Source organism: Olsenella sp. An290 (genome assembly GCF_002159535.1).
GTDB lineage: Bacteria > Actinomycetota > Coriobacteriia > Coriobacteriales > Atopobiaceae > Thermophilibacter.
Map to the genome: position 1 here is coordinate 17,741 of NZ_NFIU01000005.1, position 14,407 is coordinate 32,147.

Here is a 14,407-nt window from a genome sequence, read left to right on the forward strand (position 1 = left end):
TACTTTCCAATGATTGGTGCGACCCTGTACCAAGGCGTTACGTGTCTTCTGTACGGTCGCGCTCCCCAACGGACGGGTGCGCGGCCTAAGGGAATAGGAGGAACGCATGGCAAAGAAGGTCCCGACCACGATCGACAGCGTCGAGGCGCTGCAGGCTCGCATCCAGGAGATGCGCGCCGCACAGGCTGAGTTCGCTACGTTCACCCAGGAGCAGGTGGACAAGATCTTCTACGCGGCCGCCATGGCCGCCAACAAGGCGCGCATCCCGCTCGCCAAGATGGCCGTCGAGGAGACCGGCTACGGCATCATGGAGGACAAGGTCATCAAGAACCACTACGCCTCCGAGTACATCTACAACAAGTACAAGGACATGAAGACCTGCGACGTCATCTCTGACGACAAGGCCTTCGGCTACAAGCAGGTCGCCGAGCCCATCGGCCTCGTGGCCGCCGTCATCCCGACGACCAACCCCACGTCGACGGCCATCTTCAAGACGCTCATCTGCCTGAAGACCAGGAACGCGATCCTCATTTCCCCGCACCCCCGCGCCAAGGAGTGCACCGCCGAGGCCGCCCGCATCGTCCGTGACGCCGCCGAGGCCGCCGGCTGCCCCAAGGGCATCATCGACTGGATCGACGCCCCCTCCCTCGAGATGACCAACGAGCTCATGCGCTCCGCCGACATCATCCTGGCCACCGGTGGCCCCGGCATGGTCAGCGCCGCCTACTCCTCCGGCAAGCCCGCCCTGGGCGTTGGCCCCGGCAACAACCCTGCCATCATCGATGACACCGCCGACGTTGAGCTCTCCGTCAACTCGATCATCCACTCCAAGACCTTCGACAACGGCATGATCTGCGCCACCGAGCAGAACGTGATCGTTCTCGACAAGATCTACGACAAGGTCAAGGCCGAGTTCCAGAAGCGCGGCTGCTACTTCCTCCAGGGCGACGAGGTCGCCAAGGTCGGCAACACCGTCATCATCAACGGCGGCGTCAACGCCAAGATGGTCGGCCAGCCCGCCCCCAAGATCGCCGAGGCCGCCGGCGTCTCCGTCCCCGCCAGCACCAAGGTGCTCATCGGCGAGGTCAGCTCCGTCGAGCCCTCCGAGCCCTGGGCCCACGAGAAGCTCACCACCATCCTCGGCATGTATCGCGCCACGGACTGGGAGGACGCCCTCTCCAAGGCCGAGCGCCTCATCGCCGACGGCGGCTACGGCCACACGAGCTCGCTGTTCATTGACACGCGCGAGACCGAGAAGATGGCCGAGCACGCCAAGCGCATGAAGACCTGCCGCATCCTCATCAACACCCCGGCTGCCCAGGGCGGCATCGGCGACATCTACAACTTCAAGATGGCCCCGTCCCTCACCCTTGGCTGCGGCTCCTGGGGCGGCAACTCCGTCTCCGGCAACGTTGGCCCCCAGCACCTGCTGAACATCAAGTCCGTCGCAGAGAGGCGTGAGAACATGCTGTGGTTCCGTGTGCCCGAGAAGGTCTTCTTCAAGAAGGGCTGCATGCCCGTTGCCCTGCGCGAGCTCTCCGAGGTCTACGGCAAGAAGCGCGCCTTCATCGTCACCGACTCCTTCCTCTACAAGAGCGGCTTCACCAAGAAGATCGAGGAGTCCCTCGACGAGCAGGGCATCTGCTACTCCAGCTTCTGGTCGATCTCCCCTGACCCCAAGCTCCAGGACTGCGAGCGCGGCCTCGAGCAGGTCAAGGCCTTCGAGCCCGACTGCATCATCGCCATCGGCGGAGGCTCCGCGATGGACGCCGGCAAGATTATGTGGATGATGTACGAGCACCCCGAGGCCAAGTTCGAGGACATGGCCATGGACTTCATGGACATCCGCAAGCGCATCTACACGTTCCCCGAGATGGGCCAGAAGGCCTTCTTCGTGGCCATCCCGACCTCCTCGGGCACGGGCTCCGAGGTGACGCCGTTCTCGATCATCACCGACGCCACCACCGGCACCAAGTGGCCGATCGCCGACTACCAGCTCCTGCCCAACATGGCCATCGTCGACACCGACAACATGATGACCCAGCCCAAGGGCCTGACCGCCGCCTCCGGCGTCGACGTGCTCACGCACGCCCTCGAGGCCTACGTCTCCATCATGGCGTCCGACTACACCGACGGCCTTGCGCTGCGCGCCATGAAGCTCGTGCTCACCTATCTTGAGCGCGCCTATGACGACGGTACCGACGTCGAGGCCCGTGACCACATGGCCAACGCGTCCTGCCTCGCCGGCATGGCCTTCGCCAACGCCTTCCTCGGCGTGAACCACTCCATGGCCCACAAGCTCGGCGCCTACCACCACATCGCGCACGGCCTGGCCAACGCCGTCATCCTCACCCGCGTCATGCGCTACAACGCGGCCGAGCGTCCGGTCAAGATGGGCACCTTCCCGCAGTACGACCACCCCAAGACCCTGGCTCGCTACGCCGAGGCCGGCCGCTTCTGCGGCATCCAGGGCAAGGACGACCGCGAGGTCTTCGAGAACTTCGTGAAGCGCATCGAGGAGCTCAAGGCTCACGTGGGCGTGCCCGAGACGATCGCCGGCTTTGGCGTCACCGAGGAGGACTTCCTCGCCACCATCGACGAGATGTCCGAGAACGCGTTCAACGACCAGTGCACCGGCGCCAACCCGCGCTACCCGCTCATCTCCGAGATCAAGGAGCTCTACCTCGACGCCTTCTATGGTCGCGAGGCCAGCTCCTACGAGGACTAGTCAGCACAGGAAACGTTCTTCTCGTTGCCGAAGGAGGCAGCAATGGAACTCTCTGACAGCAAGCAGGTCATCGTCGAGCGTCACAACAAGGTCGTCTACGTGGACGGCGACCGCATCGTGAAGGTGTTCAAGGCCGAGAAGCCGGCCTCCGACATCTTCAACGAGGCGCTGAACATCGCCCGCGTCATCGAGGCCGGCGTGCGCGTTCCCAAGGTCCTCGAGGTCTCCCAGGTCGCCGACGGTTCCTGGGCCCTCTCGACGGAGTACGTCCCGGGCGTCACCATGCGCTCGCTCATGGACGCCGCCGAGGGCACCCCTGAGTACGACAAGCTGCTCGAGCAGTTCGTCGACTTCCAGATCGAGGTCCAGAACACGCCCGCCCCGGAGCTGCTGAAGGACCAGAAGACCAAGATCGCCGGCATGGTGGGCAAGGTCAAGGACCTTGACCCGTCCGTGCGCTACGACCTCCAGATGCGCGCCGACCGCATGGCCCCGGGCCGCGCGATCTGCCACTGCGACTTCAACCCCTCCAACGTGATCGTGACCGAGGACGGCACGCTCTACGCGTGTGACTGGACCCACGTCACCCGTGGCCTCCCCGAGGCCGACGCTGCGATGACCTACATCCTCTTCAAGATGTATCACCCGGGTCACGCCGAGGGCTATCTCGACCTCTTCTCCAAGAAGGCCGACGTCGCCAAGCAGAAGGTGCACTACTGGGTGCCCGTCATGGCCGCCGCCGAGCTCTCCCGCAACCGCAAGGACGCCGAGGAGTTCCTCCGCAGCCAGGTGGACGCCGCCGTCGACACTGACTAGCGCCGCGACCGCGGACGTGACGTCCTGGGCCCGTCAACCAAGGTTGGCGGGCCCTTTTCCGTCCCGGCGCCCTGCGCTAAGCTAGGCGAGAAGAACATCGAGCGGGGGAGTGCCCATGGACAGACGCACGTTTCTGAGGCTTTCGGCCGGCGCCGTGGCGGCGCTCGCGATGCCGGTGGGGCTCGTGGGGTGCGCCTCCGAGGGCTCTCGGGCGGCCGAGGCCGTGAGGGCGCTTCTCACCTCCTACGTGGTCCCCGCCGAGGAGGGGGCCGAGGACGCCCCCGAGAGCACGTGGCCCGCCGCGGACTACGGTGACGCCGAGACCATGGAGCGGCTCGAGACCTACGCCGTCAATCCGGACGAGTGGCACCGCCACTGCTTCGCTCACTTCACCTTTGAGGTCGGCGAGGGCACGGTCGACGAGGAGACGGGCGAGGCCTCCGTCGCCGCCAACCTCACCAACGCCTGCCTTGCGACCGCGCTCGAGGGGGCCGGTCAGGACTACGCGGCCTGGTCGGAGACCCAGGAGGCGGAGGACGCCTATGCCGCGGGCGGGAAGGCCGCCCTCTTCGCTCAGCTCGTGAGCTACGTCTACGCGCGCCTCGACGCCGACGAGAGCCCCGTGACGACCACGGTCCAGGTAAGGTGCGAGAAGGGGGACGACGGCTCCTGGGCGCCCCAGGTGGCCGACGACGAGGCGTTCTTCTCGGCGCTCTACGGCGGCACGAGCGTGGCGGTGCCGACCCTTTAGGCGCGACGCCGATAGGTCACGAAGTCAAACGAGACACCCTCGGGCGTGACTCCGCCGGGGCGCACCTCGGCGACCTCCCACTCCGGGTCCGCGTCGAGGTCGGGGAAGCGCGTGTCGCAGGGCCGCACGCAGTGGTTGCGCGTGACGACGGCCTCGGCGCAATGGGGGAGAAGCTGCTCGTAGACCTGCCCGCCGCCGATGACCCAGACCTCGTCCTCGCCCGCAACCGCGGCCAGCGCCTCCTCCAGCGTGTGGACGACCTCCACGCCCTCGGGCGAGAAGGACGCGTCGCGCGTGAGCACGATGTTGCGCCGGTTCCTGAGCGGACGGCCCCCCGGAAAGCTCTCGAGCGTCCGGCGCCCCATGATGACGGGATGCCCCGTCGTGCAGGCCACAAAGTGCCGCATGTCTTCGCGGTTCTCGACGACCATCCCGCCGTCAAGTCCAATTCCCCAGTCGTCGCACACCGCCACGATCGCACTCAGCTTGCAGCTCATCTGTCATTCCTTTCCGCACGGCCAGGGCTCGGCGCATTGCCCCGCGCAGTTCTGCAGGCGCGCTCTTTGCGCCGAAGCTGTTTGAGCACGGGGCATTACCCCCGACCTTCTCGCCCACCCGCCGGACGGTCACACCGCGATCGGGATGTTCTTCACCTGCGGGCCGTGCTCGTAGTTCTCGACGATCAGGTCGTCGGTCGTGAAGTCGTAGAAGTTCGTGACCTCGGGGTTGAGGCGCACCGTCGGTGCCGGGAACGTGGGGCGCGAGATGAGCTCGCGAATGACGTCCACGTGGCGGTCGTAGATGTGGGCGTCGGCGATCATGTGGACGAGCTCGCCGGCGTTCATGTTGCTGACCTGCGCCACCATCATGAGCAAGATCGCGTACTGGCACACGTTCCAGTTGTTGGCCGCGAGCACGTCCTGGCTGCGCTGGACGAGCACCATGTTGAGCGTGGGGCGCTCCTCGCCCGGCTCCTGCGTCACGTTGTAGATCGCGTTGTAGGCGCAGGGGTAGAGGTTCATCTCGGAGAGGTCGGCAAAAGTGTAGAGGTTCGTCATGATGCGGCGCGAGTAGGGGTTCTCGCGCAGGTCCTTGAGGACGCGGTCCATCTGGTCGAAGTCGCCGTCGGGGTAGTGCGAGACCTGGCCCACCTGGTAGCCGTAGGCCTTGCCGATCGAGCCCGTCTCGTCGGCCCACTCGTCCCAGATGTGGGGCTTCAGGTCATGGACGTTGTTCGACTTGCGCTGGTAGATCCAGAGGACCTCGTCCATCGCGGACTTGAGCGCCGTGCGCCGAAGCGTGAGCGCCGGGAACTCCTCGCGCAGGTCGTAGCGGTTGCACACGCCAAAGCGCTTGATCGTGTAGGCGGGGGTGCCGTCCTCCCAGCGCGGGCGGACCTTCTGGCCCTCGGTGGTGGTGCCGTGCTCGATGATGTCGGTGCACATGGAGATGAAAAGGTCGTCGGCCCTGCTCATGGGGGTCCTTTCTGACGTGTGTGCGGCGCTAGAGGAGCTGGTCGGCGAGCGCCTCGTCCCAGTAGTAGACGAGGCCGCGCGCGAGCTCGACGTCTGCGGGCAGCCACGCGACGTCCATGAGCTCGTCGCGCGAGAGCCAGCGGAGCTCGTCGTGCACGCCCGGGCGGCAGGCGGGCTCGGCGCCCGCGCCGAGCCTCGTCACGAAGCAGTCCATGGTGAGGTGGAAGTCGGGGTAGTCGTGCTCGACGGTGTCGTAGAGCCAGGCGGAGCCAAGCTCGCAGCCGAGCTCCTCGGAGAGCTCGCGGCGCAGGGCCTCGACGGGCGCCTCGCCCTCCTCGACCTTTCCGCCGGGCAGCTCCCAGCCGCCCTCGTAGGCGCCGTCCGCGCGATGCGCCGCGAGGACGCGGCCGTCCCGGTGGACGATGCCCGCCGCCACGTGGACCGTTCTTCTTGCTGAATCCATGTGCTGCTCCTATCTGTCCCGGAGCCTGACGAGCGCAAAGCTCGCGCCGTCGGGCGCCGCAAGGTCGACGACCCATCCGGGGCCGTCCGGGTAGACGACGGGCGCGATGGCGTCGCCGAGCCGCGCCATGGCGCGGTAGCTCACGTCGACGCGGCCCGTGGGGACGCGCAGGCCGAGGGCCTCGAGGGCGAGCTCGGCGAAGAGGACGTACTGCGCGTTGTTGACGTGTCCGTTGGTGTCGATGCTCTGCGCGCGGACCACGAGCTCGGGGCAGGGCGTGCCCGTGCCCTCAGGGCGCAGCCGGCGCTCGGGCGCGCCGAGGTCGAGCGGCTCCTCGCCCGTGCAGTAGACGAGCTGGTCAGCGGGGACGCGGACGGCGCGGCCGCGGGCGGTGTCGAAGACCGCCCAGCGCGAGTCGGCACGCGCGAGGGTGCGCCCCTCGGCGGTCGCGAGCCGGAAGTTCCGGCAGGCGTGCGCCCGGGTCATCTCGTAGCACCACGTGGAGACGGTGACGGGCGTGCCGAAGGCGGGAAGCTCGTCGACCTCGATGTGCCAGGAGGTGAGCGCCCAGGCGAGGCCGCGGGGCGAAAGCGAGGCGAGGCCGCGGCCGAGCTCCTGCGACTGGAAGGTCGAGCAGTCCTGGAAGTAGTCGATCAGGGAGACGAGCGACAGACGGCCGGAGCCGTCGCACTCGCTGTAGCGCACCCTCGAGTCGAACGCGTACATCCCCACCCCGCTCTGATGACAAAGGCTGACAAAGGTGACAGGGCAAGCTGTCACGTTTTCCGTGGACAAGGTGGCGGGGCGGACATCTGGCCTCCGCCGCGACCCTGCGCGCAACGCACCAGACAAGACCTTAGCAGCTTCTCGCGCTCACCCACGAGAAAAGCACGGCGCTACAATCGAGAGACGATGTCGGGCGAGAGGGGGAGCCGTGGGCGAGCTGAGGTTTGCGACCGTGGGGACGAGCGCCATCTGCGAGCGGTTCCTCGAGGCGCTCGCCACGCTTCCGGACGCCCGTCACGTCGCGGCCTGCTCGCGCTCCATCGAGCGCGCCCGCGCGCTCGCGGCGAGGAGCGGCGCCGTGCTCTCGTTCGCCAGCCTCCGCGACCTCGCCCGCTGCGACGAGGTCGACGCCGTCTACCTCGCCACGCCCAACGGCCTTCACGCCGCCCAGGCGCTCGAGCTCGTGGAGGCCGGCAAGCACGTCCTCGTTGAGAAGCCGCTCGCCGCCAACGAGCGCGAGGCGCGGGAGGTCTTCTCGGCCGCCCGCCGCCGGGGCGTCGTCGTCCTCGAGGGGCTCCGCAGCCTCCACGTCCCTGCCTTCTCCGCCATCGAGCGGGTCGTCGCCGAGGAACTCGGCGCGGTCCGGCTCGTCACGCTGCGCTTCTCAAAGGTGACCTCGCGCATGGCGCGCCTGCGCGCCGGGGAGCGGGTCAACGTCTTCGACCCCGAGCTCGCGGGCGGCGCCCTCATGGACATCGGCGTCTACTGCGTGGAGCCCGCCGTCGCGCTCTTCGGCGCGCCCGACGAGGTGCGCGCGCTTGCCGTGACGGTGCCCGCCCCCGGGTGCGGCGCGCCCGTCGACCTGGCAGGGGAGGCCCTGCTCGGCTATGGGGACAAGGTGGTGAGCCTCTCCTTCGGGAAGACGAGCGACGACCTTGCCCCCTGCGAGGTGCAGGGGGAGCGCGCGACCCTGCTCTGGGACCACGTCTCCTGCCCCGCGCGCCTGCGCGTGTGCGCCCACGAGGGGACGGGCGGGCTCGCCTTCCGGCCCGAGACGGGCGCCCCCGTCGAGCTCCCAGTCGAGGAGCCCGCCGACGACATGGCCTGCGAGGTCCGCGACTTCGTGGACGCGGTGCGCGGGGTCCCCGCCGCCGTCGCGCTGAGGGAGCGCCTCGAGGGGGTCACCCTGGCGTCGCTTCGCGTCATGGACGAGATCCGCCGTCAGATCGGCGTGAGGTTCCCGGCCGACGAGGGGCGCGCATGAGGGCCCTCGAAGACCTCCGGGCGGCGCTCCCCGTCGCCCTTCCCGTCATGCTCGGCTACGTTGCCATTGGCATCCCCTGCGGCGTGCTGTCCGCCGAGGCGGGCGTGTCCGCGCCCTGGGCGTTCCTCATATCGGCGACCTACTACTCGGGCGCTGGGCAGTTCATGATGGCCTCGCTTGCCCTCTCGGGGACGCCGCTTGCGGCGATGGTGGCGAGCGTGGCCCTCGTGGGAACGCGCCAGCTGCTGTACTCGGCCGCGCTCGCGCCCTACCTCGAGCGCGCCCCGCGCCCCCTCGCTGCGCTCTTCGCCGCCACGGTGACCGACGAGAGCTTCGGCGTGAACCTCGAGCGCCTCGTCTCCGACCGCTCGTGGACGCCCGGGCGCGCCACGGCCGTGAACCTGTCGTGCATGCTCTCGTGGGCCGCCGCCAACGCGCTCGGCGCCGCGGTCGGCCCCGCGCTCTCCCTGCCCACGGAGGTCATGTCCTTTGCCATGACCTCCATCTTCATCTGCCTGCTCGCCACGCAGCGCTGGACGCCCCGGGCCGCCGTCGCGGCCGGCGTCGCGGCGTGCGGGGTCGTCACCCTCAAGCTCGCGGGCGCGGGGTCGCTCGCGGTTCTTCTCGGCGCGCTCGCGGGCGTGGCGGGCGGCATGGCGCTGCCGCTTGGGGCAGGGGGTGGGAAGCGATGAGCGGGTCGGACCTCGCCGTCTTCTACGGCTGCGTGCTCGCGTCGATCCTGGCCTGTCGCTGCGTGCCGATGCTCGCTCTGAGGGGCCGGCCCCTCTCGCCGCGCGTGGGCGAGGCGCTCGGCCTCATCCCGGCCGCGGCGTTTTCGGCGCTCGTGGCAAACGACCTCTTCGACCCGGCCGCAGGGGTCTCGGTCCCCGCGCTCGTCTCGGCGGCGGCGGTGGTGCTCGTCGCGCGCAGGACGGGCTCGCTCATCTGGTGCGCCCTTGCGGGGATGGCCTCGTTCGCGCTGCTCGGGGCGATCTAGCCGCGTCGGCGCCGCCGTCGGTGGCCGCAGGGCCGCGTTGGGGGGCTGTCCGGGGCTCGCCCCCTAGCGGGGGTAGGCGATGACGTCGGAGTCGCCGAAGCGGCTCGAGCCGTCGTCCTCCGAGCCGTAGGGGCTCATGGCGTCCACCACGATCCGCGCCGCGCCCGGGAGCACCCGGGCCTCGTAGGCGCGCACGAGGCCCGGGACCACGTCGCCGTCGACCTCAAAGGGCACGGGCTCGCTCACCTCGACGCGTATCTCGCGCCCGGTGAAGGCCTCGAGGTGCGGCCGGCCGAGGGCGCGGCCCGTTCGGTCCACGAGGCCGAGGGCGAGCGGGGCAAGGAGGTGGGCGGCGTCCGAGGTCTTGACCATGATGACGTCGAGCAGGCCGTCGTCCATGCGGCACCCGGGGACGAGCTCGATGTCCGCCTGGATCATCGCGTTGTTGGCCACGAGGCACGTGATGCCCTCGCGCTCGTGCGTGACGCCGTCGACGGTGATCGTGAAGCGCTCGACGGCGGGGCGCGGGTGCGCGATCGCCGCGGCGAAGTAGGCGGCCTGGCCCATCACGGCCTTCCTGGGAAGCGCCGCCTGCATGATCTGCGCGTCGAAGCCGGTGCCGGACATGAGGGCGAAGCCGCGCGTGTGGCGCTGGCCGCGCTCGTCGTCCCAGGAGACCTCGCCCAGGTCGAGGTCGTCGGTCTTTCCCACGCGGCAGGCGCGCGCGAGCGCCGAGGGCTCGGGGGCGTTGCCGATGTTCGCGGCGAGGAGGTTGGCCGTGCCGGAGGGGAAGACGCAGACGGGCGTGCCCGTCCCGCGCAGGGCGTAGAGCAGGGACGCCACGGTGCCGTCACCGCCCGAGACGACCACCATGTCAAAGTCGGCGACGTCCGCGCAGGCCGCCCGCGCGTCGAACTCCTCGGAGAGCATGCGCAGGACGCACTCGTCCCCGCCGTGGACGAGCGCGCGCTCGAACTGGAACACCGCGTCGGAGCCAAAGCCCGACCTCGGATTGTGGATGATGAGGGTGCGCACCGCTGTCCTCCCAGGGCCCCGCCGTCGTTTGGGTATCATGTTTCGTTGGCCGAGCCGCGGGGCTGCCGGCCAGACCCCATGTTACCCAATCCCCGCCGACAGAATCGAGCGCCGTGTACCTCTCCACCCAATCCGAGCTTGAGGCCTTCTGCGAGCTCGCCTCAGACGCCAAGGTCCTCGCCGTCGACACCGAGTTCCTTCGCGAGAAGACCTACTACCCGCGCCTCTGCCTCGTGCAGGTGGCGGCCGGCGAGCACGTGGCGGCCGTCGACCCCATCCTCATCGAGGACCTCTCGCCCCTGGCGGCCCTGCTCGAGGACCCGTCCGTGACCAAGGTCCTCCACGCGTGCACCCAGGACGTCGAGGTTCTTCTCGACGGCATGGGGTGCGCCTGCGCCCCCGTCTTCGACACGCAGCTCGCCGCCGCCTTCCTGGGGATGCGCCAGCAGGTGAGCTACGGCTCGCTCGTGGAGGCCTACTGCGGGGTGCGCCTGCCCAAGGCCGAGTCGCTCACGGACTGGTCGCGCCGGCCGCTCGACCCCGAGCAGCTCGCCTACGCCGAGGACGACGTCCGCTACCTCCCGGGGATCTACGAGCGCATGATGTCGCAGCTCGTCGAGGCAGACCGCCTCTCCTGGGTCGTGCCGGAGATGGCGGCGCTCGCCGACCCCTCCCGCGTGCGCCGGGACCCGCGAGAGGCCTACCTGCGCCTCAAGCGCTCGGGCTCGCTCACGCGCCGGCAGCTCGCGGTGGCGCGCGAGGTCTGCGCCTGGCGCGAGGCCGTGGCGGCGCGCCGGGACGTGCCGCGCAAGTGGGTGCTCTCCGACGAGGTGGTCGTGGAGGTCTGCAAGCGCGCGCCCACCTCCCCGGAGCGCCTGCGCCGCGTCCGGGGGACCGAGCAGCTCGGGGAGCGCGACGCCGCGACGCTGCTCGAGGCGGTCGAGGCCGGGCGCGCCTGCCCGGCCGACGAGTGCCCGCGCGTGACGAGGCACGCGCGCCCCTCGGCCGAGACCGAGGGGGTCGTCGACCTCATGAACGCGGTGCTGCGCCTCGTGTCCGAGCGCAGCGGCGTTGCCGCCCAGCTCATCGCGACCCGCGACGACCTCATGGACTTCCTCCAGGACCGCCCGGCCTCGCGCCTCTCGCGGTCCTGGCGCCACGAGCTCGCCGGAATCCCCCTGGGTCGGCTCCTGGACGGGGAGGTCGGCCTCACCGTCAAGGAGGGCCGGATCGAGCTGCTCTAGGCCCGTTCCGCGCCCCGGGGGCGACGCGCGAATTTGTGTCCGGTCAGGTGGGTAGAATGGACTCGTCCGCTCAGGAGGGAGTCAGGGATGCTGTACCCATACTACGGGTTCTACGGGTTTGACACGGGCTATCTCATCGTCGTGCTCGTGGCCCTCGCGCTCGGCGGCCTCACGCAGGCCTACATCAGAAGCACCTACCGCAAGTGGTCCCAGGTGGACGCCCACGTCCCCGGCACGGGCGCCGACGTCGCCCGGCGCATGCTCGACGAGGGCGGCGCCTCGCAGGTGGGGATCACGAGGGTCGCGGGCACCCTCACGGACCACTACGACCCGCGCGACAACCGCCTGCACCTCTCCGACGACAACTACCGCGGCGCCTCGGTGGCGTCGGTCGCCGTGGCCTGCCACGAGGCGGGCCACGCCGTCCAGGCCGCGCGCGGCTTCTGGTTCTACCGCCTGCGCACGGCGCTCGTCCCGGCGGTGAACTTTGCCCAGGGCTCCTGGACCCTCATCCTGCTCCTCGGCGTGGTGCTCAACTTCGCGGGGCTCGTCCAGGCGGCGATCGTGCTCTTCGCCGTCTCCGTGGTCTTCCAGCTCGTGACCCTGCCCGTGGAGATCGACGCCTCCCGCAGGGCCGTGGCCTACCTCTCCGCCCGCGGCTCGGGGCTTGACGAGAAGGGCGCGCGCGAGGTGCTCGTCGCCGCGGCCCTCACCTACGTGGCCGGCGCGCTCACCTCCATCGTGCAGCTCCTCTACCTCCTGGGCCGCTACGGCGGCCGCGGGGAGGAGTAGCCGTGTCCGCCGAGTCCTCCGAGCGCGCGCCGCTCTCCGTCTCCGACGCCGTCGCCCTTGCCAAGGGCGCCGTCTCCGCATGGCCCCGACTCGTGGTCACGGGCGAGGTGTCGGGCTTCCGCGGCCCCAACGCACGCTCGGGGCACTGCTACTTCGACGTCAAGGACGACGGCGCCTCGATGAGCGTCATCGTGTGGCGGGGGACCGCGGCCAAGATGGGCTTTGAGCTTCGCGACGGGCTCACCGTGCAGCTGACGGGCAAGTTCGACGTCTACCAGGCCTCGGGCCGGCTCTCCTTCGTGGCGAGCGCGGTCGAGGCCGCGGGCGAGGGGCTCCTGCGCCAGCAGGTCGCCGAGCTCGCGCGCGCCCTCGAGCGCGAGGGCCTCATGGCCCCAGAGCGCAAGCGCAGGATACCGGCGTTCTGCTCGCGCGTCTGCGTGGTGACGTCGCTCTCCGGCAGCGTCATCGACGACGTCAAGCGCACCCTCGCGCGCAGGAACCCCCTCGTCGAGGTCGACGTGGTGGGCTGCTCCGTCCAGGGGGCCGCGGCGCCGCCCACCATCGTCCGGGCGCTCCGCGTGGCCGCCGCCGCGCGGCCGGACGCCATCCTCCTCGTGCGCGGCGGAGGCTCCTTCGAGGACCTCATGTGCTTCAACGACGAGTCCGTCGCGCGCGCGATCGCCTCCTGCCCCGTCCCGGTGGTGACCGGCATCGGGCACGAGCCGGACACCTCCATCGCGGACATGGTCGCGGACCGGCGCGCCTCCACGCCCACCGCGGCCGCGGAGTCGGTGGCCCCCGCCATCGACGACGTGGAGCGCCAGATGCTCCAGCGGCAGGTCAGGCTTGGCCGCGCCATGTCCGCCGCGCTCGAGGTGCGCCGCCAGCGCGCCGACGCCGCGGCCCGGCTCATGGCGCGCGCCGTCGAGGCCGACCTCGCGCGCAGGGGCGTGGCTCTCGAGGCCCTGGGCAGCCGGCGCTGCCTCACGGACCCCTTCGCGCCCGTGAGGGACCGCCTCTCAGACCTCAACCAGACCGAGGAGCGCCTCGCGGAGGCCCTCCCGCGCTCCGTCGCGCGCCGGCGGGACGAGCTCGCGGTGCGCGCGTCACGTCTCGCCTCGCTCGGCCCCCGGCTCGTGAGGCCCGCCGAGACCACGCTCGCGCGCCTCGCCGCCTCGCTCGACGCGCTCTCCCCGCTCTCCGTCCTCGCCCGCGGCTACGCGATCGCGCGCGACGCGGGCGGGCGCGTCGTCAAGGACGCGCGCGAGCTTGCCGTGGGCGACGAGCTCTCCGTCCTTCTCGGGACGGGCTCGGTCTCCGCGTGCGTGACAGACATCAGCACCGGTTCGATGGGCGCCTCGGCGCCGGAAGGGAAGCGACATGGCAGAGAACGCGTATCGTGACGTCGACGAGATGACCTTCAAGGAGGCTTCCATCGAGCTCGAGCAGATCGTCCGGTCGCTCGAGGCGGGCGACCTCGAGCTCGAGGACTCCCTCGAGCGCTACGGCCGCGGTGTCGAGCTCCTGCGGAGCCTGCGCGAGCGCCTTGCGAGCGCCGAGCAGCGCGTCCGCGTGCTCGTGGACGCTACGGACGAGGACGCCGCCACCACCGACACGGCCTCGGCCCCCTCGACCGCCTACCTCAACGAGTAGCGCCCCTCCGGCGCGCGAAGGGAGACCCCCATGTCCGACTGCATCTTCTGCAAGATTGCCAACGGCGAGATTCCGAGCGAGTTCCTCTACGAGGACGACCGCGTCGTCGCCTTCCGCGACCTCAACCCCCAGGCGCCCGTCCACGTGCTCGTGGTCCCCAAGGCCCACCACGAGAACTTCATCGACGGCGTGCCCGCCGAGACCCTCGCCTCAATGGAGGAGGCCGTCCGCGCCGTGGCCGAGCGCACCGGCGTCGCGGAGTCCGGCTTTCGCTGCATCATGAACACGGGTGCCGCGGCCGGGCAGACCGTCATGCACCTCCACCTGCACGTCCTCGGCGGCCGGCCGCTCGGCGAGGGCCTGCTGCCCGCCTAGGCCCCCGGCCGGGAACGTCCCCGGCACTCCGTCCCCGTCGGCGTATGATAGGGGTGTGTTCGTATGCAGAGGGTGGGGGAGTCCCCAC

Annotated in this window: 16 protein-coding genes; 11 read left to right on the forward strand and 5 right to left on the reverse strand. The window is 70.1% G+C overall.

What is annotated here, in order from left to right:
• The first annotated feature begins 106 nt into the window (after positions 1-106).
• The 3 genes from adhE to B5F84_RS04455 all read left to right on the forward strand — a co-directional run bounded on the left by adhE (position 107) and on the right by B5F84_RS04455 (position 4,295).
• Positions 107-2,728 (forward strand): bifunctional acetaldehyde-CoA/alcohol dehydrogenase, encoded by a 2,622-nt coding sequence (adhE, locus tag B5F84_RS04445; RefSeq protein ID WP_087321297.1) that lies wholly within the window; start codon positions 107-109, stop codon positions 2,726-2,728.
• A gap of 42 nt (positions 2,729-2,770) precedes the next feature.
• Positions 2,771-3,544, forward strand: coding sequence for an aminoglycoside phosphotransferase family protein (locus tag B5F84_RS04450; RefSeq protein WP_087321299.1), 774 nt, complete (start codon positions 2,771-2,773; stop codon positions 3,542-3,544).
• Positions 3,545-3,659: 115 nt separating this feature from the next.
• Entirely contained in the window at positions 3,660-4,295 is a 636-nt protein-coding gene (locus B5F84_RS04455) for a hypothetical protein (RefSeq protein ID WP_087321301.1), read from the forward strand.
• On the opposite strand, the gene B5F84_RS04460 is transcribed toward B5F84_RS04455, so the two are convergent.
• From B5F84_RS04460 to B5F84_RS04475, 4 genes are all read right to left on the reverse strand, one after another.
• A complete protein-coding gene (locus tag B5F84_RS04460; RefSeq protein WP_204205502.1) occupies positions 4,292-4,792 on the reverse strand; it encodes a dihydrofolate reductase in 501 nt (166 codons plus the stop codon). The two genes, B5F84_RS04455 and B5F84_RS04460, sit on opposite strands and share 4 nt — an antisense overlap.
• A 129-nt stretch (positions 4,793-4,921) precedes the next feature.
• Complete coding sequence (thyA, locus tag B5F84_RS04465; protein WP_087321303.1) at positions 4,922-5,770, reverse strand: thymidylate synthase; 849 nt, start codon at positions 5,768-5,770, stop codon at positions 4,922-4,924.
• Positions 5,771-5,798: 28 nt separating this feature from the next.
• On the reverse strand, positions 5,799-6,233 hold the full coding sequence (locus B5F84_RS04470; protein WP_087321305.1) for a (deoxy)nucleoside triphosphate pyrophosphohydrolase: 435 nt from the start codon (positions 6,231-6,233) through the stop codon (positions 5,799-5,801).
• 9 nt (positions 6,234-6,242) lie between these two features.
• Positions 6,243-6,959 carry an acyl-ACP thioesterase domain-containing protein gene (locus B5F84_RS04475; RefSeq protein WP_087321307.1) on the reverse strand — a complete coding sequence of 239 codons (717 nt, stop codon included), beginning with the start codon at positions 6,957-6,959 and terminating at the stop codon, positions 6,243-6,245.
• Positions 6,960-7,167: 208 nt separating this feature from the next.
• Here B5F84_RS04475 and B5F84_RS04480 point away from each other — a divergent pair, with 208 nt between their 5' ends.
• Genes B5F84_RS04480 through B5F84_RS04490 form a run of 3 tightly spaced genes read left to right on the forward strand, consistent with a single transcriptional unit; the run spans position 7,168 to position 9,220 of the window.
• Complete coding sequence (locus tag B5F84_RS04480) at positions 7,168-8,223, forward strand: Gfo/Idh/MocA family oxidoreductase (protein WP_143786052.1); 1,056 nt, start codon at positions 7,168-7,170, stop codon at positions 8,221-8,223.
• On the forward strand, positions 8,220-8,915 hold the full coding sequence (locus B5F84_RS04485; protein ID WP_087321311.1) for an AzlC family ABC transporter permease: 696 nt from the start codon (positions 8,220-8,222) through the stop codon (positions 8,913-8,915). The genes B5F84_RS04480 and B5F84_RS04485 overlap by 4 nt, the downstream gene beginning before the upstream one ends.
• Positions 8,912-9,220, forward strand: a complete 309-nt coding sequence (locus B5F84_RS04490; protein ID WP_087321313.1) for an AzlD domain-containing protein — start codon at positions 8,912-8,914, stop codon at positions 9,218-9,220. The genes B5F84_RS04485 and B5F84_RS04490 overlap by 4 nt, the downstream gene beginning before the upstream one ends.
• 63 nt (positions 9,221-9,283) lie before the next feature.
• On the opposite strand, the gene B5F84_RS04495 is transcribed toward B5F84_RS04490, so the two are convergent.
• Positions 9,284-10,255 carry a diacylglycerol kinase family protein gene (locus B5F84_RS04495; protein ID WP_087321315.1) on the reverse strand — a complete coding sequence of 324 codons (972 nt, stop codon included), beginning with the start codon at positions 10,253-10,255 and terminating at the stop codon, positions 9,284-9,286.
• A 113-nt stretch (positions 10,256-10,368) separates the two neighbouring features.
• On the opposite strand from B5F84_RS04495, the gene rnd reads away from it, so the two are divergent.
• The 5 genes from rnd to B5F84_RS04520 all read left to right on the forward strand — a co-directional run bounded on the left by rnd (position 10,369) and on the right by B5F84_RS04520 (position 14,319).
• Positions 10,369-11,499 carry a ribonuclease D gene (rnd, locus tag B5F84_RS04500; RefSeq protein WP_087321317.1) on the forward strand — a complete coding sequence of 377 codons (1,131 nt, stop codon included), beginning with the start codon at positions 10,369-10,371 and terminating at the stop codon, positions 11,497-11,499.
• An 87-nt stretch (positions 11,500-11,586) separates the two neighbouring features.
• On the forward strand, positions 11,587-12,291 hold the full coding sequence (locus B5F84_RS04505) for a zinc metallopeptidase (RefSeq protein WP_087321319.1): 705 nt from the start codon (positions 11,587-11,589) through the stop codon (positions 12,289-12,291).
• 2 nt (positions 12,292-12,293) lie between these two features.
• A complete protein-coding gene (gene xseA / locus B5F84_RS04510) occupies positions 12,294-13,694 on the forward strand; it encodes an exodeoxyribonuclease VII large subunit (protein WP_087321320.1) in 1,401 nt (466 codons plus the stop codon).
• On the forward strand, positions 13,672-13,944 hold the full coding sequence (xseB, locus tag B5F84_RS04515; RefSeq protein ID WP_087321322.1) for an exodeoxyribonuclease VII small subunit: 273 nt from the start codon (positions 13,672-13,674) through the stop codon (positions 13,942-13,944). Before xseA ends, xseB begins: the two co-directional genes overlap by 23 nt.
• Before the next feature lie 30 nt (positions 13,945-13,974).
• The gene (locus B5F84_RS04520) at positions 13,975-14,319 is read left to right on the forward strand and encodes a histidine triad nucleotide-binding protein (protein WP_087321324.1); all 345 of its coding nucleotides are present in this window, start codon (positions 13,975-13,977) and stop codon (positions 14,317-14,319) included.
• Positions 14,320-14,407 lie beyond the last annotated feature (88 nt).